The organism is Mycolicibacterium hippocampi, assembly GCF_010723735.1.
GTDB classification, from domain to species: Bacteria; Actinomycetota; Actinomycetes; order Mycobacteriales; family Mycobacteriaceae; genus Mycobacterium; species Mycobacterium hippocampi.
Map to the genome: position 1 here is coordinate 5,278,886 of NZ_BLLB01000002.1, position 18,480 is coordinate 5,297,365.

At 66.9% G+C, this 18,480-nt stretch carries 24 protein-coding genes; 13 read left to right on the forward strand and 11 right to left on the reverse strand.

The genetic code is table 11. The features are described from left to right. Position 1: 1 nt before the first annotated feature. Genes ehuC through G6N53_RS26335 form a run of 5 tightly spaced genes read left to right on the forward strand, consistent with a single transcriptional unit; the run spans position 2 to position 3,621 of the window. Positions 2 to 700 (forward strand): ectoine/hydroxyectoine ABC transporter permease subunit EhuC, encoded by a 699-nt coding sequence (gene ehuC, locus G6N53_RS26315; RefSeq protein ID WP_163894079.1) that lies wholly within the window; start codon positions 2 to 4, stop codon positions 698 to 700. Further along, complete coding sequence (gene ehuD, locus G6N53_RS26320) at positions 697 to 1,374, forward strand: ectoine/hydroxyectoine ABC transporter permease subunit EhuD (protein WP_163894081.1); 678 nt, start codon at positions 697 to 699, stop codon at positions 1,372 to 1,374. The genes ehuC and ehuD overlap by 4 nt, the downstream gene beginning before the upstream one ends. Before the next feature lie 13 nt (positions 1,375 to 1,387). Next, the gene (gene ehuA / locus G6N53_RS26325; RefSeq protein ID WP_163894083.1) at positions 1,388 to 2,152 is read left to right on the forward strand and encodes an ectoine/hydroxyectoine ABC transporter ATP-binding protein EhuA; all 765 of its coding nucleotides are present in this window, start codon (positions 1,388 to 1,390) and stop codon (positions 2,150 to 2,152) included. 34 nt (positions 2,153 to 2,186) lie between these two features. After that, positions 2,187 to 2,627, forward strand: coding sequence for a lipoprotein LpqV (lpqV, locus tag G6N53_RS26330; RefSeq protein ID WP_163894085.1), 441 nt, complete (start codon positions 2,187 to 2,189; stop codon positions 2,625 to 2,627). A 28-nt stretch (positions 2,628 to 2,655) separates the two neighbouring features. Beyond that, the gene (locus G6N53_RS26335) at positions 2,656 to 3,621 is read left to right on the forward strand and encodes a patatin-like phospholipase family protein (protein WP_163894087.1); all 966 of its coding nucleotides are present in this window, start codon (positions 2,656 to 2,658) and stop codon (positions 3,619 to 3,621) included. On the opposite strand, the gene G6N53_RS26340 is transcribed toward G6N53_RS26335, so the two are convergent. From G6N53_RS26340 to G6N53_RS26350, 3 genes are read right to left on the reverse strand one after another with little or no spacing between them, the layout of a single operon-like run. Then, on the reverse strand, positions 3,610 to 4,470 hold the full coding sequence (locus G6N53_RS26340; protein WP_163894089.1) for a patatin-like phospholipase family protein: 861 nt from the start codon (positions 4,468 to 4,470) through the stop codon (positions 3,610 to 3,612). The genes G6N53_RS26335 and G6N53_RS26340 overlap by 12 nt on opposite strands. After that, positions 4,471 to 4,944 carry an SRPBCC family protein gene (locus G6N53_RS26345; protein WP_163894090.1) on the reverse strand — a complete coding sequence of 158 codons (474 nt, stop codon included), beginning with the start codon at positions 4,942 to 4,944 and terminating at the stop codon, positions 4,471 to 4,473. Positions 4,945 to 4,958: 14 nt separating this feature from the next. Further along, entirely contained in the window at positions 4,959 to 6,008 is a 1,050-nt protein-coding gene (locus tag G6N53_RS26350) for an NAD(P)H-dependent amine dehydrogenase family protein (protein ID WP_163894093.1), read from the reverse strand. A 175-nt stretch (positions 6,009 to 6,183) separates the two neighbouring features. Between G6N53_RS26350 and G6N53_RS26355 the strand changes: the two genes are divergently transcribed. From G6N53_RS26355 to G6N53_RS26365, 3 genes are all read left to right on the forward strand, one after another. After that, positions 6,184 to 6,918, forward strand: coding sequence for a hypothetical protein (locus G6N53_RS26355; RefSeq protein ID WP_163894095.1), 735 nt, complete (start codon positions 6,184 to 6,186; stop codon positions 6,916 to 6,918). Between the two features lie 49 nt (positions 6,919 to 6,967). Further along, positions 6,968 to 8,167 carry a lipid-transfer protein gene (locus G6N53_RS26360; protein WP_163894098.1) on the forward strand — a complete coding sequence of 400 codons (1,200 nt, stop codon included), beginning with the start codon at positions 6,968 to 6,970 and terminating at the stop codon, positions 8,165 to 8,167. A 143-nt stretch (positions 8,168 to 8,310) separates the two neighbouring features. Beyond that, on the forward strand, positions 8,311 to 8,613 hold the full coding sequence (locus G6N53_RS26365) for a hypothetical protein (protein ID WP_163894100.1): 303 nt from the start codon (positions 8,311 to 8,313) through the stop codon (positions 8,611 to 8,613). On the opposite strand, the gene G6N53_RS26370 is transcribed toward G6N53_RS26365, so the two are convergent. The 3 genes from G6N53_RS26370 to G6N53_RS26380 form a co-directional block, all read right to left on the reverse strand. After that, positions 8,610 to 8,942, reverse strand: coding sequence for a DUF8129 domain-containing protein (locus G6N53_RS26370; RefSeq protein ID WP_163894102.1), 333 nt, complete (start codon positions 8,940 to 8,942; stop codon positions 8,610 to 8,612). The genes G6N53_RS26365 and G6N53_RS26370 overlap by 4 nt on opposite strands. A gap of 22 nt (positions 8,943 to 8,964) precedes the next feature. Beyond that, a complete protein-coding gene (locus G6N53_RS26375) occupies positions 8,965 to 9,330 on the reverse strand; it encodes a hypothetical protein (protein ID WP_371870865.1) in 366 nt (121 codons plus the stop codon). A gap of 162 nt (positions 9,331 to 9,492) precedes the next feature. Next, positions 9,493 to 10,884 (reverse strand): cation:dicarboxylate symporter family transporter, encoded by a 1,392-nt coding sequence (locus G6N53_RS26380; protein ID WP_163894104.1) that lies wholly within the window; start codon positions 10,882 to 10,884, stop codon positions 9,493 to 9,495. A gap of 121 nt (positions 10,885 to 11,005) precedes the next feature. On the opposite strand from G6N53_RS26380, the gene G6N53_RS26385 reads away from it, so the two are divergent. Together G6N53_RS26385 and G6N53_RS26390 are read left to right on the forward strand one after the other, a co-directional pair. Then, positions 11,006 to 12,589, forward strand: a complete 1,584-nt coding sequence (locus tag G6N53_RS26385; protein WP_163896389.1) for a sensor histidine kinase — start codon at positions 11,006 to 11,008, stop codon at positions 12,587 to 12,589. Further along, positions 12,586 to 13,329 carry a response regulator gene (locus G6N53_RS26390; protein WP_163894106.1) on the forward strand — a complete coding sequence of 248 codons (744 nt, stop codon included), beginning with the start codon at positions 12,586 to 12,588 and terminating at the stop codon, positions 13,327 to 13,329. Before G6N53_RS26385 ends, G6N53_RS26390 begins: the two co-directional genes overlap by 4 nt. Before the next feature lie 8 nt (positions 13,330 to 13,337). On the opposite strand, the gene G6N53_RS26395 is transcribed toward G6N53_RS26390, so the two are convergent. The 4 genes from G6N53_RS26395 to G6N53_RS26410 form a co-directional block, all read right to left on the reverse strand. Beyond that, complete coding sequence (locus tag G6N53_RS26395; protein WP_494337340.1) at positions 13,338 to 14,432, reverse strand: MmpL3/TtfA transport complex stabilizer; 1,095 nt, start codon at positions 14,430 to 14,432, stop codon at positions 13,338 to 13,340. Between the two features lie 440 nt (positions 14,433 to 14,872). Beyond that, complete coding sequence (locus G6N53_RS26400; RefSeq protein ID WP_163894108.1) at positions 14,873 to 15,268, reverse strand: STAS domain-containing protein; 396 nt, start codon at positions 15,266 to 15,268, stop codon at positions 14,873 to 14,875. Positions 15,269 to 15,295: 27 nt separating this feature from the next. Beyond that, positions 15,296 to 15,535, reverse strand: coding sequence for a microaggregate-binding protein 1 (mbp1, locus tag G6N53_RS26405; RefSeq protein ID WP_163894110.1), 240 nt, complete (start codon positions 15,533 to 15,535; stop codon positions 15,296 to 15,298). Between the two features lie 129 nt (positions 15,536 to 15,664). Continuing rightward, positions 15,665 to 16,003, reverse strand: coding sequence for an STAS domain-containing protein (locus G6N53_RS26410; RefSeq protein WP_163896391.1), 339 nt, complete (start codon positions 16,001 to 16,003; stop codon positions 15,665 to 15,667). A gap of 378 nt (positions 16,004 to 16,381) precedes the next feature. Here G6N53_RS26410 and G6N53_RS26415 point away from each other — a divergent pair, with 378 nt between their 5' ends. Continuing rightward, positions 16,382 to 16,741, forward strand: coding sequence for a DUF732 domain-containing protein (locus G6N53_RS26415; protein ID WP_163894112.1), 360 nt, complete (start codon positions 16,382 to 16,384; stop codon positions 16,739 to 16,741). A gap of 22 nt (positions 16,742 to 16,763) precedes the next feature. Here G6N53_RS26415 and G6N53_RS26420 read toward each other — a convergent pair whose 3' ends face one another. Further along, positions 16,764 to 17,570, reverse strand: a complete 807-nt coding sequence (locus G6N53_RS26420) for an aminotransferase class IV family protein (RefSeq protein ID WP_163894114.1) — start codon at positions 17,568 to 17,570, stop codon at positions 16,764 to 16,766. A gap of 65 nt (positions 17,571 to 17,635) precedes the next feature. Between G6N53_RS26420 and G6N53_RS26425 the strand changes: the two genes are divergently transcribed. After that, entirely contained in the window at positions 17,636 to 17,977 is a 342-nt protein-coding gene (locus G6N53_RS26425; RefSeq protein ID WP_163894116.1) for a MerR family transcriptional regulator, read from the forward strand. Between the two features lie 132 nt (positions 17,978 to 18,109). Then, positions 18,110 to 18,424, forward strand: a complete 315-nt coding sequence (locus tag G6N53_RS26430) for a hypothetical protein (protein ID WP_371870866.1) — start codon at positions 18,110 to 18,112, stop codon at positions 18,422 to 18,424. The last annotated feature ends 56 nt before the right edge of the window (positions 18,425 to 18,480 follow it).

Here is an 18,480-nt window from a genome sequence, read left to right on the forward strand (position 1 = left end):
GTTGCTCGCTGAGCTCGTCGAGGCCGGCCCCCTGTTCCTGCACGGGGCCGGCCTGACGATGCTGTACACGGTTCTGGGGGCGCTGGCCGCGCTGGTCGTGTCGTTCGCGTTCGGCCTGATGTCGCTGTCGGGTTCGGTCGTGGTGCGCGGTTTCTCCCGGGTGGTGGTGGAGTTCTTCCGTGGCACGTCGCTGGTGGTCCAGTTGCTGTGGATCTTCTTCGTGTTGCCGCAGCTGGGTCTGCGGTTCGAGCCGATGGCGGCGGCCACCCTGGCGTTCGGGCTGAACTTCGGCGCGTACGGCGCCGAGGTGGTCCGGGGAGCCATCGCGTCGGTGCCCAAGACCCAGTGGGAGGCCACCGTCGCGCTCGGGTTGGGCCGCTTCCGGCGGATGACCAGGGTCATCCTGCCCCAGGCGCTGCCGGAGATGGTCCCGCCGTTCGGCAACCTGTGGATCCAGATCCTCAAGAGCTCGTCGCTGCTGTACCTGATCGGCATCACCGAGCTCACCTTCGAGGTCAAGCAGCTGCAGTTCGACATGGGCAGCATGGCCGCGTTCAGCATCGCGTTGGTCGTGTACTTCCTGCTCGCCCAGATCCTGGTCGCGGTGACACGCTGGGTTGAGGCCCGCACCGCCGCCCGCGTCGGGCGGGGCCCGAAGGCGAACGCCGCGAAGCAACCCCGTCGGGTGGCAACCACGTGACCGACGAGCAGCGCCGCCTGTGGGACTGGGAGTACGCACGCGAGGTACTGCCGGGCCTCGTCTCGGCCTTCCTGAAGTACACGCTCGGCATCACGGCTGCGGCGTCGGTGATCGCCATCGTCGTCGGGCTGGTCCTGGTGCTGGGTCGGCGGGCCGACTCGCGCTGGATCAGCTGGCCGGTCTACGGGGTGGTGGAGTTCGTGCGCAGCACGCCGATACCGATCCAGCTGTTCTTCGTCTACTTCGGCCTGCCCGTCCTCGGGATCCGGCCCAGTGCACTGGTCACCGGCATCGCGGTGCTCGGAGTGCACTACGCCTGCTACATGTCAGAGGTCTACCGCGCCGGCATCGACGCGATCCCGCAGGGCCAGTGGGAGGCGTGCACGGCGCTCTCGCTCCCGCCCCACCGCACCTGGCGCCGGGTGATCCTGCCGCAGGTGGTGCGGCGGGTGCTGCCGTCCACCGGCAACCAGATCATCGCGCTGTTCAAGGAGACCCCGTTCCTCATCGTCATCGGCGTTGCCGAGATGGTGACCGTGGCCAACCAGTTCGGCGGCCAGAACTACCGATACATCGAGCCGATCACCGTTGCGGGCCTGATCTTCCTGGCCGCGAGCTACCCCACCTCGGTGCTGATGAGAAAACTGGAGATCCGCCTTGCCCGCGCAACATGATTCAGCCGCCCCGATGGTCCGCTTCGAGGACGTCGTCAAGCGTTTCGGTGACAAGACCGTCCTGGACGGGATGAACTTCTCCGTCGCCCCCGGTGAGCGGGTCACGCTGATCGGGCCGTCCGGCTCGGGCAAGACGACGATCCTGCGGTTGTTGATGACGCTGGAGCGTGTCAGTGACGGCGTGATCTGGGTCGACGGCGAGCCGCTGACCCACCAGCGGCGCGGCGGTCGGCTGGTGCCCGCCTCGGACAAACACCTGCGCACGGTGGGCCGCCGGATCGGCATGGTGTTCCAGCAGTTCAACCTGTTCCCGAACATGACGGTGATCGAGAACCTGATGGAGGCACCGGTGTCGGTGCTCGGCCTTCCCAAAGAGCAGGCCCGTACCCGCGGCACCGAGTTGCTCGACAAGGTCGGCCTGGGCGACTTCGTCGACGCCCACCCCACCACGCTGTCGGGTGGGCAGCAGCAACGCGTCGCGATCGCGCGGGCGCTGGCGATGGAGCCCGACATCCTGTTGCTCGACGAAGTCACCTCGGCGCTGGACCCGGAGTTGGTCGTCGACGTGCTGGGCGTGCTGCGCGACATCGCCGAGACCACCGACATCACCATGCTGATCGTCACCCACGAGATGCACTTCGCCCGCGATGTCTCCGACCGGGTGCTGATGTTCGACGACGGCGTCATCATCGAGGACGGCCCACCGTCGAAGATCTTCAACGCCCCCGAGCACGAGCGCACCCGCACGTTCCTCAAGGCGGTTCTCGAAGACCGGTGATGGTGTGGGCACCGGCGTTGCCTAGATTGGCGGTATGCACAGGTTCCCACTTCGTGCCGTCGGTGCCGCGGTAGCGGGTCTGGCACTGCTGTCCGGCTGCTCATCTGACACCGAACCCGCGGAGACGGCGTCTCCTGCGACCTCGCCGTCGTCTGCGTCGGCGGCGTCCTCGACGGCCGCCCCGGTGGCTCCCGGCGAGGTCGGCGTGTCCCCCGGCGGGGTGACGACCGCGGTCGGCGCTCCTGCGGAGTCCACGGAGGACGACTACTTCCAGGCATGCCTGGCCGCACGGACGTGGATGGCCCAGCAGGGCGGTGACCCGAAGACACAGATCGAGCCCTTCCTCGAGACGCTGCAGACCGAGAACTCGTCCGGGCCCGCGACGTTCGGCAGGCCCTGGTCGGAGTTGTCACCGGGCCGACAATCCGCGGTGATCGTCGCCGTGGAGGCGGCAGCCGACGCGCTCTGCGGGTAGTCGTTCCGCGGAGAGCAGAATGAGACCCATGCGGGTGGCACTGGCACTGGGCAGTGGTGGAGCGCGCGGATACGCGCACATCGGCGTGATCAATGAGCTGCACGAGCGCGGCCACGAGATCGTCGGCATCGCCGGGTCCTCGATGGGGGCGTTGGTCGGCGGGCTGGAAGCCGCCGGCAAGCTCGACGAATATGCCTTGTGGGCAAGCTCTTTGACGCAGCGTGCGGTGCTGCGCCTACTCGATCCGTCGATCACCTCGGCGGGGGTGCTGCGCGCCGAGAAGATCCTCGAGGCGGTGCGCGAGATCCTCGGCGAGGTCACCATCGAGGAACTGCCGATGCCGTTCACGTCCGTGGCCACCGACCTGATCACCGGCAAGTCGGTGTGGATGCAACGTGGCCCGGTGGACGACGCGATCCGGGCGTCGATCGCCATCCCCGGCGTCATCACCCCCCATGTGCTCGGCGGTCGGCTGCTGGCCGACGGTGGCATCCTCGATCCCATCCCGATGGCGCCGATCGCCGCGACCGTCGCCGACGCCACGATCGCCGTGAGTCTGTCCGGAGACGATCCCCGGGCCAGGCGTACCGATGTCGAGGCCGGCCTGACCGCGGAATGGCTCACCCGGATGTGGCGCAGTACCTCGTCATTGCTCGACACCAAGGCCGCCCGGTCACTGCTCGAGACCCAGACAGGACGCGCGGTGCTGGGCCGCTTCGTCGCGTCCGACGAAGACGACGACGACGTCGAGGAACAGAGCGTGCCCATGGTGCCCAAGCTCGGCGGTTTCGAGGTGATGAACCGCACCATCGACATCGCGCAGGCCGCACTGGCCCGGCACACGCTGGCGGCCTATCCGCCCGACCTGCTGATCGAGGTCCCGCGCACGGTGTGCCGCAGCCTGGACTTCCACCGCGCCAACGAGGTCATCGACATCGGGCAGGAGCTCGCCAGTGCCGCGCTGGACGCACTCGACGAACAGTCAGACCCCTAGGAACCGGGCGATCCGGGAAGCCTCTCGGCGGCCCTGGGCCCGCCCCGCCTGCGCCGACGGTGCACGGCATGCCGGGTCCAGTGGGTTGGGCCCGTAGGCGGCGAGCGACTCCGCGTCGGCGAACACCGCCAGGCTCGCGCCGGGGAACGCGTCGATCTCCTCGGCGGCGGCCGTCCCCCACGGCGACGGCGAGTCCTGCCCCGACGGCACCAGCGCGACCGCGACGCCACAGTCCCGGGCTGCCGACATGTTCACGGTGCTGCCCACCCCGCCGTCCATGAAGCGGCGGTCACCGATCGTGACCGGCGGCCACACCCCGGGCACCGCGCAGCTCGCGGCGACCGCGTCCACGAGGTCGACGCCGGAGGACTTGTCGAACACCACCAATTCGCCTGTGCCGATGTCGATCGCGGTGACGCGCAGTGTGCGCTGCGGCCAGTCGTGCGACGGCAGCCGATGCGCGATCACCTCACGGCGCACCGCTTCGGGCACCGTCTCGGTGGACGTGGCGACGGCGCCGATCTTCTGCAGCTTTTGCTCCTTGGTCGCGTCCGGGATGAGCATCGCGGTCAGGAACAGCTCGGTGATCGCCTCCACGGACACACCCGGATGTATCTCGCGGCTGTCGCCGGCCACCTGCCGGTCGAACAACTCGGTCACCGGCAGGCCGCTGCCCAGCTGCGCGGCGACGGTGGAACCGGCGGAGGTGCCGACAAGCACCCCCGAGCGCAGTAGTGCCTCACCCGCCGCGGGCACTTCGTCGGAGATTCCCTGCAGCACACCGGTTTCCCATGCGATACCGGCCAGTCCCCCGCCGGCGAGCACCAGCGCGCGTCCCTCGCCGCCCATTCAGCGCAGGAGCTCGTGGGAGAGCTGCTCGAGGGCCTGGCGCGCGAATCCGCGCCACAGCACCGCGAATGCGGGCAGCGCCGCGGCCGCCACCCGTGACTTCGGATGAACGGTCCAGCGCCAGGTGACCGCTGTGCCGGTGCCGACCGGAGCGAACGACCACTCCCCGTCGATATGGTCCACCAGCGGCGCCAGCGGACCGGTGACATCCGACAGCGTGTAGCGGAACCGGTTCGGGGGGTCGACGACGGTGAGCTCCTCGCGCATGCTGCCGCCGCCGACCTGCATGACGGTGCGGGTCTGACCGGCGGTGCTCCAGTCACCATCCTGCCCGCGTACGGCCTTGACCGGCGAGATCGGCCCGTACCACCGGCTGAACAGGGCGGGCAGCGGCACCGGCAGCGTGCGGGCGAATGCGGTGTCCACGTCGACGGGTATGGCGCGCGACTGGGCCATCACATGGGGTTCGGGCATGGAACAGATGCTAGTCAACGAAAGCGGGGCGCGGCCTTTCCGCTGATGAACGGTAGGTCCAGGTAGGTGGCGATGCCGGCCGGCGCCGCGCACACCGCCGGCACCGAGTTCACGCAGTGCGCGGCGGTGCCGACCACGCCGTACTCCGGCCCCTCCTCGCCGAGCTCGGACTGGAAGCCCTTGACCGACACCGTGAAATCGGGGTTGCCGCGCACCTCCATCTCGTAGCGCTGCCCCTCCGGCCCGAAAGACCATGCCGGGTCGAGGTTCTCCTCGCCCATCAACCAGTTCACCGTCACACGCACCACGACCTCACCGTCGGCGAGTGCCTCCCAGTGGAATTTGCGGCCGGCGACCTGCCCGGGCTCGATCGGACCCATGGGTGAGTTGATCGTCGCGGTGGCGACCGCGATCTCCTGCGAGGCCCGCACCTTGGGATCCGCGGCAAAACCCAACTGGTCCACACACATCCGCACGGCTTGGATGAAACCCGCGTCGAGCAGCTTCTGCATCGGACCGGTCAGGGCCTTGTCCGGCGTGTCCCCGAAACCCATGACGTGGCGGAGCACATCGGGCGCCTCATAGGTGCGCAGATCGGAGTACTCCTCTGCGCGGACGAACGTCACCCCCGTCGACATCGCCGACATCAACAACGGGAACTTCTCGCTGATGCCGCCGGGCGCGATACCGGTGCCGTGCAGGGTGGCGCCGCCCTCGATCGCGGCCTCCCGTAGTGGCGCCCCGCTGCGTTCGCTGGGATACAGCCAGCCCACCGGTGTCACGACGTTCTTGCCCGACCTCAGCAGCGAGGCGACTTCGTCCGGGTTGGCCATCAGCGGTGTGTAGATGACCGCGTCGGCGCTCAGCGCGAGGATCTCGTCGACGCTGTTGGTCGCGGTGATGCCGAGTGGTTCGGTGCCGACGATCTGGCCGACGTCTCGGCCCGCCTTGTCCGGGGAATGCACCCAGCAGCCCACCAGTTCCAGCTCGGGATGTTCGAGCACCCCCTTGACCGCTGCGACACCGACTCCGCCGGTCGCCCACTGCACGACGCGAAACGCCATGTCCTCTCCTCCCGGGAGTGAAACTAGAACACGTTCTACCCAGATGTACACCAGATCCGTGTACGAGTGGAGACAAAAGCGGCAACCCGGCATCGACCTGGTCGTTGACCGTATGTCCGGGCGCGCCCGGGTTTAAGGTGTGATGGCCCGCCGCGCATACCTTCAGGAGCGACGAATGACCTACCCGCCGCCGCCTCCGCCGGGCCCCCCACCGGGTTGGACACCGCCGCCCGGCCCCCCGCCTCCCGGTTGGGCCGCGCCGCCCGGCCCGCCCACGGGTGGTGGCGGTAATACCCCGCTGATCCTGCTCCTGTCAGCGGTCGTGGTGATGGTCGTGGCGCTGGGCGGAGTCGCGGTGTGGTGGTTGCTCCAGCCAGATGACTCGACAGCCGGGCCGGTGGCGGCCCGCACGAGCACCCCGCCGCAGACCACCGGTTCTCCGGAGCCCACCCGGCGACCCAGGACGACGACGGCGCCGCCGCCGAGCGAGTCCCCCAACGCCCAACTGATGGCGCTGCTGTCCGCCGGCCACGACAGTTCGAACTGCGAGCCGATCAGCCCGCCGGCCGGGACGTCCATCGCGACGGTCGACTGCGGACAGGCCACCTCCCCAGGCGGTCCCGTCAGCACCCGCTACTCCCTGTTCGCCGACCAGACCGCCCTCGACGACGCCTTCAACGAGGCGGTCCTGATGAACGCCGAGATCCTGGAGTGTCCTGGTAGCGGCGTCGACTCCCCGACCACGTGGAACTACACCGAGACCCCGGACCAGATCGCGGGCCAGATCGCCTGTGGCACTTACAACGATCGCGCCGACGTGGTGTGGACCAACGACGCGGGACTGCTGTTGGCCGACGCGCAGGGACCCGACCTCGGGGAGCTGCACAACTGGTGGCTGCAGTACGGCTGAGCGTCGCGGTACGGTGATGGGCGCAGAGCTGCGAAGAGATTGGGGAGCCATGGGCAACGCCAGGAACCGAGTTTTTGTCATCGGCGTGGGCATGACCAAGTTCGAGAAGCCGGGCCGGCGCGAGGGCTGGGATTACCCGCAGATGGCCAACGAGTCGGGGACCAAAGCGTTGCAGGATGCCGGGATCGACTACACCGAGATCGAGCAGGGGTACGTCGGGTACTGCTCCGGTGACTCGACCTCGGGGCAGCGTGCGCTCTACGAGCTCGGCATGACGGGCATCCCGATCGTCAACGTCAACAACAACTGTTCGACCGGGTCCACCGCGCTGTACCTGGGCGCGCAGGCCATCCGCGGCGGACTTGCCGACTGCGTGATGGCGCTGGGCTTCGAGAAGATGCAGCCGGGCTCGCTGGGCGGCGGAGCCGACGACCGCGAGTCACCGATGAAGCGGCACATCCTGGCCCTCAACGAGATCGACGAGATGCAGTTTCCCGTGGCGCCGTGGATGTTCGGCGCAGCCGGCCGTGAACATATGAAGAAGTACGGCACCACCGCCGAGCACTTCGCAAAGATCGGCCACAAGAACCACAAGCACTCGGTGAACAACCCGTATGCACAGTTCCAGGACGAATACACCCTCGAAGACATCCTGGCCGCGAAGATGATCTCCGACCCGCTCACCAAGCTGCAGTGTTCGCCGACGTCGGATGGTTCCGCGGCGGTCGTGCTGGCCGGTGAGGACTACGTCGCACGGCACGGCCTGGCCGAGCAGGCCGTCGAGATCGTCGGGCAGGCCATGACCACGGACTTCGCGTCGACCTTCGACGGCAGTGCCGCCAACGTCATCGGCCATGACATGAACGTACAAGCCGCCCAACGGGTTTACCAGCAGTCCGGGCTGGGACCCGAGGATTTCCAGGTGATCGAACTGCACGACTGCTTCTCGGCCAACGAGCTGCTGCTCTACGAGGCCCTGGGGCTCTGTGGTCCGGGTGATGCACCCAAACTGATCGATGACAACGACACCACCTACGGCGGACGGTGGGTGGTCAACCCTTCGGGCGGGCTGATCTCCAAGGGCCATCCGTTGGGCGCCACCGGCCTGGCCCAGTGCAGTGAGCTGACTTGGCAGCTGCGCGGCACGGCGGATCGGCGTCAGGTCGAGGGCGTCACCGCGGCTCTGCAGCACAACATCGGGCTTGGTGGTGCCGCCGTCGTCACCGCCTACCAGCGCGCGGACCGCTAGGGTCACCCCTTTTCGCGAGCAGACGCAAACTCGTTGGAATTGCGGCGATCGCGCGCGAGTTTGTGTCTGCTCGCCAGAGAAACGTTCGCGGACCGGGCGGCGATGTAACCAACAGGTCGGGGCACACCTGGAGGTCTTCGCCCATGCGCACAGCACTGATCGTGGCGTTCGGGGTCGTGGCCCTGGGTCCGGTGGCCACCGCCGCGGCTGACCAGCAGAATCCGTGGGAGGTCATCGAGCAGCTGGAGTTGGCGGGCTACTACGTCAACATCGACCGGATAGGCACCGCACCGATCGGCGAGTGCATCGTCACCGACATCCGCAATCCCCAGCAGCAGACCGAGTTCGTCGACGTTGATGGACGCGGCCACCACGAAGACGAACGCGGCGTGGTCGAAGTGGTTGTTCGCCAGTCGATCTCGGTGTCACTGAACTGCACCGGCTAGGGACGGCCGCGGTTCGGAGTCTGGGAAGCCACGCCGTGTCTCAGCGGTGTGTTCGCTTCGGCGGCCGTCGCCTCCTGGACCGGTGACCCACCCTTGGCGCCCTCGACTCTGGGAGCATTCGCCGGATCACCCTCCGATGGCTGCGCGCCCCCCTGAAGTTCGCGCAGCCGCGTCTCGAGCAACTCGAGCACCGGCACGCGCGCGGCATGGCCGGCCTCGTGGGTGAGCACCGCCGTCAGCGCGTCCTCGTCGAGTGATCGGATGCGGTGCCGCAACTCACCGATGGACAGTTGATCGAAGTCGGCAATCGGAAGTTCCTGATCAGCCATGGTCGTGCGTCCTTTCGTTTCGTCACCGCACCACGCGGAACAACGGTCCACCGTCCTCGGGAGCACCGTCGATCTGTCCGCTGCTTTTGCCAGGCGCCCCGGGTGCGACATCGGCGCTCGAAGACTTCTGGTCGACGCCCTCGACCGCATCGTCGAGGACGTCGGCTTCTTCCTGAGCGAGCCGATCGTCGAGTGATTCCCCTTCGGCTTGTTCGTCGCTCGACATACCGAAACCATCGACGCCGCTCCAGCCCTCAGGAGGGTCGACGACCTCGTCACCGTCGGCGTTGCGCAGGTCGTCGGAATCGGTCCCCTCCATCGGGGTGAGCAGTCCGTCGTCGCTGCCCATGTCGTTCGTGCTGGTCTGGTTGGCATCGTCTGTGCTCATGCGCACCTCCTTCGAACACGGCTCTCTTAGCTCTAGCCGCCGGGGGCGGGACTAAACCCGCTCGGAATGAGCCCGGCCGGCTAGAGACGCCGAAAGTACGGTTTCTGACGGATTTCGGCGGCTGGAAATTGTCAGAAACCGTACCCTCGGCGCGCTCGCGCCCTACACCGTCGCAGGGATTTTCTCCTGCGGCGGCTCGTCGACGCGGGCGGCACCGGAACCGTGCGAGTCGTCGAGCATGGTGACCTCGTCGAACGGATCCCTGCCCGCGAGGACCTCGTTCACCTTGTTCTTGTCGACGGTCTTGGTCCACGAACCCACCAACAGCGTCGCCACCGCGTTGCCGGAGAAGTTGGTCAGTGCCCGAGCTTCCGACATGAACCGGTCGATCCCGACGATCAGGCCCACGCCGTCGAGCAGGTCCGGACGGTGTGCCTGCAGGCCGCCGGCCAGCGTGGCCAGACCAGCACCGGTCACCCCGGCCGCACCCTTGGAGGCGACGATCATGAACACCAGCAGTCCGATCTGCTCACCGAGCGACAAGGGGTCGCCCAGTGCGCCGGCGATGAACAGCGAGGCCATCGTCAGGTAGATGGCGGTGCCGTCCAAGTTGAATGAGTAGCCGGTGGGGACCACGACGCCGACGGTCGAGCGGTCGACACCGAGGTGCTCCATCTTGGCGATCAAGCGGGGCAGCGCCGACTCCGACGACGACGTCGACACGATGAGCAGGTACTCGCGGGCCAGGTAGCGCACCAGCTTGAAGATCGACACACCGGACACGAAGCGCAGCAGCGAGCCCAGGACGCCGAACACGAAGATCGTGCAGGTCAGGTAGAAGCCGAGCATCAGTGCCATCAGCTGTCCCACCGCGGCCCAGCCGGTCTGCCCCACCACGTTGGCGATGGCCCCGAACGCGCCGATCGGCGCCAGCCACAGGATCATGATGAGCACCTTGAACACCAGCTTCTGCAGATGCTCGATTCCCCGCAGGATCGGTTCGCCCGCCGAACCGAGACCCTGCAGCGCGAACCCGACCAGCAGGGCCACGAACAACGCCTGCAGCACACTGCCTTCGGTCAGCGACGAGAACAGCGACGTTGGGATGATCCCCTGGACGAAGTCCATCATGCCGCCGGACTCATGGGCCTTCTCGGCCAGTTCGGCGCCCTTGCCAGATGCGCTCTCCGAGAGGTTCAGGCCGGTGCCGGGATGCAGCAGATTGCCGACCACCAACCCGATGCCGAGTGCAAAGGTCGACATCGCCAGGAAGTAGACGAAGGCCAGGCCGCCGACCTTGCCCACGGTCGCGGCCTTTCGGACCGATCCGATACCCAACACGATCGTGCAGAAGATGACCGGCGCGATCATCATCTTGATCAGCGCGACGAACATGGTGCCGAGCACTCCGACACTCTTGCCGACTTCCGGAGCCAGGATGCCGACGCCGACACCGGCGATCACCGCGATGAGCACCGCGATGTACAGCCAGTGGGTGCGGTCGCGCTTCTTTGGCGCCTCGGGCGCAGACGGCTTGTCCCTCGTCGTGGTCATGGCTGCTTCCTTTCAGTCCACCAGGGACTCGTGGGCGATGTGGTCTGTAAGGATGGTCAGCGACCGCGTGAGCCAGGTCACGTTTTTGTTCATTACGTTCAACGGAAAGGCGGGTGAACCGATGGGACCGCTGTGGCGTGGCTCGGCGTGGCCGCGGTCGCTGGCCGGGCAGGCGATCGCCCTGCAGATCCTGGTGATCGCACTGATCGTGGTGGCCGGTAGCGCGCTGGCGGTCATCGACGCCCGTCGCGACGCCGACGCCGCAGCAGAACAGCAGGTCCTGGGAATCGCCAGCGCGCTGGCGGATTCGCCGTCCACCGCGTCGGCGATCGAGGCGGGCCGGGCGACCGAGATCCTGCAGCCGGTCACCGAGGCGGTGCGCATGCACACCGACATCGCGTTCATCACGATCATGGCCCCGGACCGCACCCGATTCACCCACACCGACCCCGATCAGATCGGTGGGGACTACCTGGGCACCATCGAACCGGCTTTGCGCGGTTCGACTTTCACCGAGGTGTACACCGGAACCCTGGGACCGTCGATCCGTGCGGTGGCCCCGGTACGCGATTCCTCCGGGGACATCATCGGGGTGGTCTCCGCGGGGATCCTGCAACGCAGTCTGGCGGATCGATGGCGCGCGCAATGGCCCGTCATCGCCGCGGTAGGCGTTGCGGCGCTTGCAGTTTCACTGGTCGGAGTGTGGGCCATCCGGCGCCGGTTGTTCAGGCAGACCCACGGACTGCGGCCCGACGAACTGCGGGTGATGTACGAACACCACGACGCCATCCTGCATTCGGTATCGGAAGGTCTGATCGTGCTGGACGGCAGTGGCGTCGCGCTGGTCAACGACGAGGCTCGGCGTCTGCTGGCACTGCCCTCCGGTGAGGTCGACCGGTCGGATCTGCCAGAGTTCCTGCGCACCTATGGCGCCGGCGCCCGTGACGAGATCCACGTCACCGACGATCGGGTGTTGGTGGTCAACCGCTCCCCGGTGCACGGCTCCACCGGCGCCGACGCAGACGGCTCCGAGGTGGTGACCATCCGAGACCGAACCGAATTGCAGGGCGCGCTCGGAGAACTCAACTCCCTGAAGGTCCTCACCGACTCGCTGCGCTCCCAGGCACATGAAGCCGCCAACAAGCTGCACACCATCGTGACGATGGTGGAGATGGGCCGCGCCGAGGACGCCGTCGAGTTCGCCACCGCCGAACTGGCGCTGTCGCAGCGGCTTGTGGACAGGCTGTCCAGCAGGGTGGGCGAGCCGGCGCTGGTGGCGCTGCTCCTCGGCAAGACGGCACAGGCCGGCGAACGGGGAATCGAGCTGACGGTCACCGAGGACACGGGGCTGCCCGCCAACTCCGACGATCTCGTGCTGACCGGTCAGGAGCTGGTGACGGTTCTGGGTAACCTGATCGACAACGCGATGGAGGCCTGCGACCGGTCCGACCCGTGGGTGGAGGTGACCGTCACCCAGGACGACACAGAGCTGTTGATCCGGGTCGCCGACAGCGGAGATGGCATGGACGCCAACACCTTTGCCACGGCGATGCGACGGGGGTATTCGACGAAGACGGACGTGGACGCCGACCGGCACGGGCTGGGTCTGGCCCTGGTGGCCCAGGTGGTCAATCGCCACCACGGCCGGCTGAGCGCCGATGTGACGTACGGTTCGGTCGTGACGGTGACGGTTCCGCGCCCATGATCAACGTGCTGATCGTCGAGGACGAGCCCCTGATCGCGGAGGCACATCGTACTTATCTTGCTCGGCTGCAGGGGTTTTCGGTAGCAGCGGTCAGCCATACCGCTCGCGATGCGATGCGGGCGGCCTCCGAGGCCGCCGCCTCGGGCGCACCGATCGACCTGGTGCTGCTGGACATCGGCCTGCCCGACGCCAACGGCATCGCGCTGGCCTCCGCGTTGTCCGGACTGCGGCCGGCCCCCGACATCATCACGATCACCTCCGAGCGCGACCTCGAGATGGTGCGCGCGGCGGTGGGACACGGCGCTCTGGCGTATCTGCTCAAGCCGTTCACCTTCGCCGCGTTCCGCGACCGACTCGAGCGCTACCAGCGCTACCGCGATGCGCTACCTGCGGGCACCGACGCCGCCAGCCAAGCAGAGGTCGACCGCGCGCTGGGTGAGCTTCGTGTCGGCTCGGATCGGGCAGCCGGCCCGAAGGGCATGGCAGCGGGCACCAACGACGAGATCGCCCGGGCGATCCGTGATGCCTCATTCGCATCAGACGGCGCGGCCGCCTCAGACAGTCCAGCCGACTCAGACGGCCCGGCCGGGCTCACCGCAGACGAGGTGGCCAAACAGGTGGGCGTCTCAAGGGTGACGGCGTGGCGTTATCTGGAACGGCTCGCCGACGAGGGCACGATCCGCCGCCACACCGACTACGGCAAGGCCGGCCGCCCCAGAACCCGCTATCAGTGGCGCTGACCGCGGGGTCAGACCGCCGCGGGCTGCAACTCCCTGGCCCGGGGAACGCTCAGCGCGATCGGGTCGGTCGCCAGGAACTCCGAGTACAGCTTCTCGATCGTCGACTCGACGGTGAACACACTGACGACGCCCGAGTAGTCGGCCACATAGAGGTGCGAGCCGTCGTCGTCGAACGCGACGCAGGACGGGCGGGCATCCACCGACAGCGACGCGACGACCTCGAGGCTCAGTGTGCACAGCACCGCGACCCGGTCGTAGTCGACGATGTAGGCACGCGCGTGGTCCGGACTCATCACCAACTGCGTGGGAGCACCGCCGAGTTCGATGGTGTTGGTCACCCTGCTCGTCGACAACTCGATGACGTGCACCGCGCCGCCGACCGCCCGATCGGAGGTCAGGACATAAACCGTGCCACCGGCGACCGCGATGTCGCGGATCGGTGAGCCCACCGGGATGACCCGATGCACGCGGCATGTCTCGGTGTCCACGGCGACCACCTGGCTGCCGTTGTCATCGGTGACGGCCGCATAGAGACGCTTTCCGGTGGGGTCCACGCACAGGGCGTCCAGGCCGGCCGCGGGTCCGTTTCCGATGTCGATGGTTCCGGCGCGCTCGGCGGCGGTGTCGATCACGGTGATGTCGACGTGACCGTTCGCGGTCCGCCCGGCGTAGACACGCTTGCCATCGGGGCTGGCGGCCAGGGCGCTGACCCCGAAGGCCAGCGGGAAGGTCGCGGCGACGGTGCCGGCGTCCAGGTCGACCACCGACAACGTGTCCTGGGTGACGGAGGCCGTGGTGACGTACGCGCGGTCGTCGGTGACGACGACGGAGACCGGCTCGCCTGCCAGTACCAGAGACATACCGGACATCCGGCCGGCGGCGTCGAGGACCGACACACTCTCGGCGGTGGGGTTGGTGACCACCACGCCGGCACCGCCCGCGGCGATGTCACCGATCGGGCCGTGCCCGACGGCGACACGGCGCTCGAGGATCGCGTCGGCGGTCAAGGCCTGCGCCGTGTCCACAAGCGCCCCGTCAGCCACAGGCGCGCCAGAACTGGCTTCGTGCATCACAGACCCCATGGGCCTCAAAATGTTTGCCATATGTCGTGGTACCTCCGCCGGCCTCAACTGAACCGGCACTAGATTCACCGTCGTTACCGCCCGTCCGGGCGCGACCTGAATCGAGTGTAGCCACGTAAATTCGGGATGAACCCCGGCGAAAACTCCGGATCTCTCCGCACCGGTTCACCCTCTCAGGGCACACTTAGGAATTTCTTGGTTGCCGTTTTTCAATCGGCGGCCGGCAAATTATGATCAATCTCCTGCCAGGCATTATGACGAGGAACGCAACCTGCGCTCTGATTAGGTGAACCAAACCCGGCGATCACGTTTTCTTAGTATTTCCGGGCAAAGTGAGCGGCAGATCACAACCGGACACGACCACAAAATACCCCGCGGCCCTACCCGGGAAAGCGGGGTGAGAAGAGAACACGCCCGGCTCGGCCGCCGGAGCCGGACAAGTTCGCTGAACCGGACCGTGGTCAAGCCGATGCGACGCCCCGAAGCGACCTGATCCCAGCCAGAGGGATCAGCCCCTCGGGATCACAGAGATCCAGCACCCGCGACACGGCAGGGCTGGGGACCACACACCACGCCGCATCCTCGCGGAGTAGGTGGGCGCTGATCGCGTACAGCGCGGAAACGCCGTCGAAGGCCATGAAGGGCACCCCGGTGAGGTCGAGGACCACACCGGTGCGCTCCCCCACAGCCTCACGCACGTCGTGCGCGAATTCCTTCGCGTTGACTGCGTCGACTTCGCCGGACACGGCAATCGTCACCTCTGTGCCGCGGGCGCGACACAGCACATCCAGCGACGTCGACGCGATCGAGAACCGTCGGCTCTCGGCCGACTTGGTGCGGATTGAGGTGACGGTCATCGCCGAGCACTCAGCCGGCGGCGTCGGCTACTGCTCGGCCTTCTGCCGTTCCTCGCTGGCCTTTGCGGCGCCGCGGGCACTCTCGGCTTCCGCCTCTTTCTTCGCGGCCTCGCGCTGCGCGTCGGCCTTGTCCTGCTGAGCCTCGCCTTCGCGCTGCAGGTCGTCGCGTCCGGTGACGACGCCGGCAACCTCTTTGGCCTTGCCCTTCACGCCCTCGACGACACCCTTGATGCCCTCTTCCGGACCTGAATTGTTGTCATCACCCATGGGACGCACCTTTTCTGAGTATTCAGCCCGGGAACCGGCACCTGCCGTATCCGGGAGCGGCGCAGGCGCGCCGGCGAAGCCCCTGTTCCCGCAGCGGCCGCCGCTCAAACCTGGCCGGTCACAGAAGTTTCACTGGGTGAAGTTCGTCAAAGCGACATCCAACGACGAGAACAGTTCGACCAGATCTGCGATGCCGGTGATCTTCAGCGGACGGCTGGTGGCGGGACCGTCGGCGACAACGCCGAATCTGGTGCCGGGTCCGAGGCGGTTGCGGGTGACCATCAGTACCTGCATGCCGGCCGAACCGAGAAAATCCACTCGCGTCATGTCGATGATGAGACCGGCGGGCTCACGCGCGAGCGCGGCCGTCACGACCTCTTGGAGCTGCGGGGCGGTCAGCATGTCGACAGCACCCACAGCGTCGACGACCACGACGCCGTCAACCTGATGTTCGGTGAATTGCTGCACGTACTGGCCTCGTCTCATGAGTTGACGTCCGTCGGAGCGGTCGCGGATCATTTCGTGAGGCTGCAGTTCTGAACCCGGCACGTTGTCGAATGCGGACAAACCGGTCTACAGGCTATCGGACAGGTTGTCCGAATCAGCAATTACCGTTGAACCGGACAGGCTTGCTGCGGCCCGGGCCGCCATCGCGCTGGACTCGGCCCGACTCTACGAGGAGCGCGCACTTCTACGACGTCATCGCCGCGCTCGGCGACTACCGCTGGCGCGCGGGATCGTCGAAGCCCCGCTCACCGGCGACCACTGACGGACTCGGCGCCCAAATGCCGAGCGCAGCCGGGCGCGACGGCTACCATCCGCACAGGTGAACCACAGGGAGGCCACATGAACAGCGGCTCCGCGCGTCTCGCGCTCGTCGCTGCAGCCGCGACCGTGTCGGCGGGACTGTTGATCCACGCCGGCCCGCCCACAGCCCACGCCACCGATGCCGACGCCCAGTTCCTTTCTGTGGTAGCCGATCTGGGTCTGCAGTTCGAGACACCTGAGGAAGCGACCGAGGCGGGCAACAACGTGTGCGACATCGTCGCCGAGGGCACCGTCAACAACATCGACCCGGCGGCCGTCCGCGCAAAGATCGTCGACGCCCTGCTCACCGAGGGCGTCGACAACGCCACGGCCACCCAGTTGATGCGGGGAGCCGTCAACGCCTACTGCCCGGAGTACAACGCCGTCGCCGCCGGCTGATCTTCGCCGCGTTGTGAAAAATTCAAGGGTGGATAAGCGGTTCGGCCGCATATGCGTCGTGCAGTAAACCGACGAGGTCGGGCCGTACCGGCATTGGCTCACCCGCGATGCGGCACACCGCGATCCCCGGTGTCCAGGAGTTCATCACCACCGCTGCGTCCAATTCGTGCGCTGTAGCCGGGGTGAGGATCCGGGTCTCCTGCGGCACTCCCATCAGGGTGAGTTGTCGCTGCACGGTGCTCATCGCCGTGCCGGTCAGGATTTCGGCATCTGGCCAGACGACAGCATCGCGGTCGAAGAATGCCAGGTTCCAGATGGATGCCTCGGTCAGCACGCCGCGGCGGTCGGTGAATACCGCGTCGTCGAATCCGGCAACACGAGCGCGGCGCATCAGCATGGTCTTGGCTCCCTCACCGACGTGTTTGATGTCCGGCATGAACCGCTCGTGTTCGTAAACTGCCAATGCCAATGGGCCGGTCGGCCCTGTAGACGCAGGTCCAGTTCGTATCAGCGTGTGTAACGACGGCGCTCGGCCGTCGTTGGTGAACTCGCCGTTCGAATCGAAAACGGTCACGGTCAAGGACAGATCAGACTGCGACAACGCCAGTGCGTTTCGGAGTTGCTCCTGTACCTCCTCGCTGGGCAGCGAGGTGCCGAACAGCTTCTCGGACGCTGAACCAAGCCTTCCGAGGTGCAGATCCAGACCGCGGATCCCGCCGCCCCGAACCTGCATCGCCGTGAAGTGTGCGAACCCGGCAAACGCGAGGCCGGACAGCGTGTCCGGGTCAGCCGGTTTACCGTCGATCAGAGTGAGTGGCCGAGCAGTCATGCTGCCGAACGTAAACTGTGACACCGGTGTGAAGGTCAAACCGTTGGTGTCACCAGGAGTGAGACATGCAGATCGGTGAGCTGTCGAAACAAACAAGAGTCGCGCCCCGACTGCTGCGCTACTACGAACAACAGGGCTTGCTCGACTCGTCCCGGCGCTCCAATGGCTACCGCGACTACAGCGACGAGGCAGTTGATGTAGTCCGAAGAATCCGGACACTTCTGGAAGCCGGCCTGAACTCCGAAACGATCAGAACCCTGCTGCCGTGCGTTCACGGCGAGGCACCCAGTATCGAACTGTGCGAGGACGTCGACAGCATCATCCGCCGTGAGATCGCTGCGATCGGAGAAGAAGTCGACCGGTTGAACGACCGACGGGCGACGCTGCTCCGCCTCCTCCAGCCATAGTTCGTCCTCTCCCCGTTCTCCATGGAATCTCCACACAAGCTCCAAGCGCTGCAAGGGCTACGTCGCGACGATGGTGTCAGTCAGTTTCACCGTCGTCACCGAACGTGACGCACCAACGCAGGGAGATCCACCATGAACACAATGAAGAAGTTCGTCGCCGCCACCGTTCTGCCGCTGGGTGCACTGCTGGCCTTCGCGGCACCCGCGCAGGCCGCTCCGGAACAGAGCGGAGGGGCCTCGACGACCATCGGCCAGCTTCGGGCGCAGGGTTTCGACGTCCGTATCAGCCGCATCGGCAACGCCCCGCTGGATCAGTGCTCGGTGCTCGGAGTGCGCAACCATCCGGTGGCCAAGCAGCCGTTCCCGATCAACGACGACGACGACATCAACGTCTTCACCGTCACCCCCACCCCCAAGGTCACCGTTTCGCTGGACTGCTCACGCTGACGCCTACGCCGCGCGGTCGCACCGATCGGCCGTCTAGGTTGGGGAGTCATGCCCGA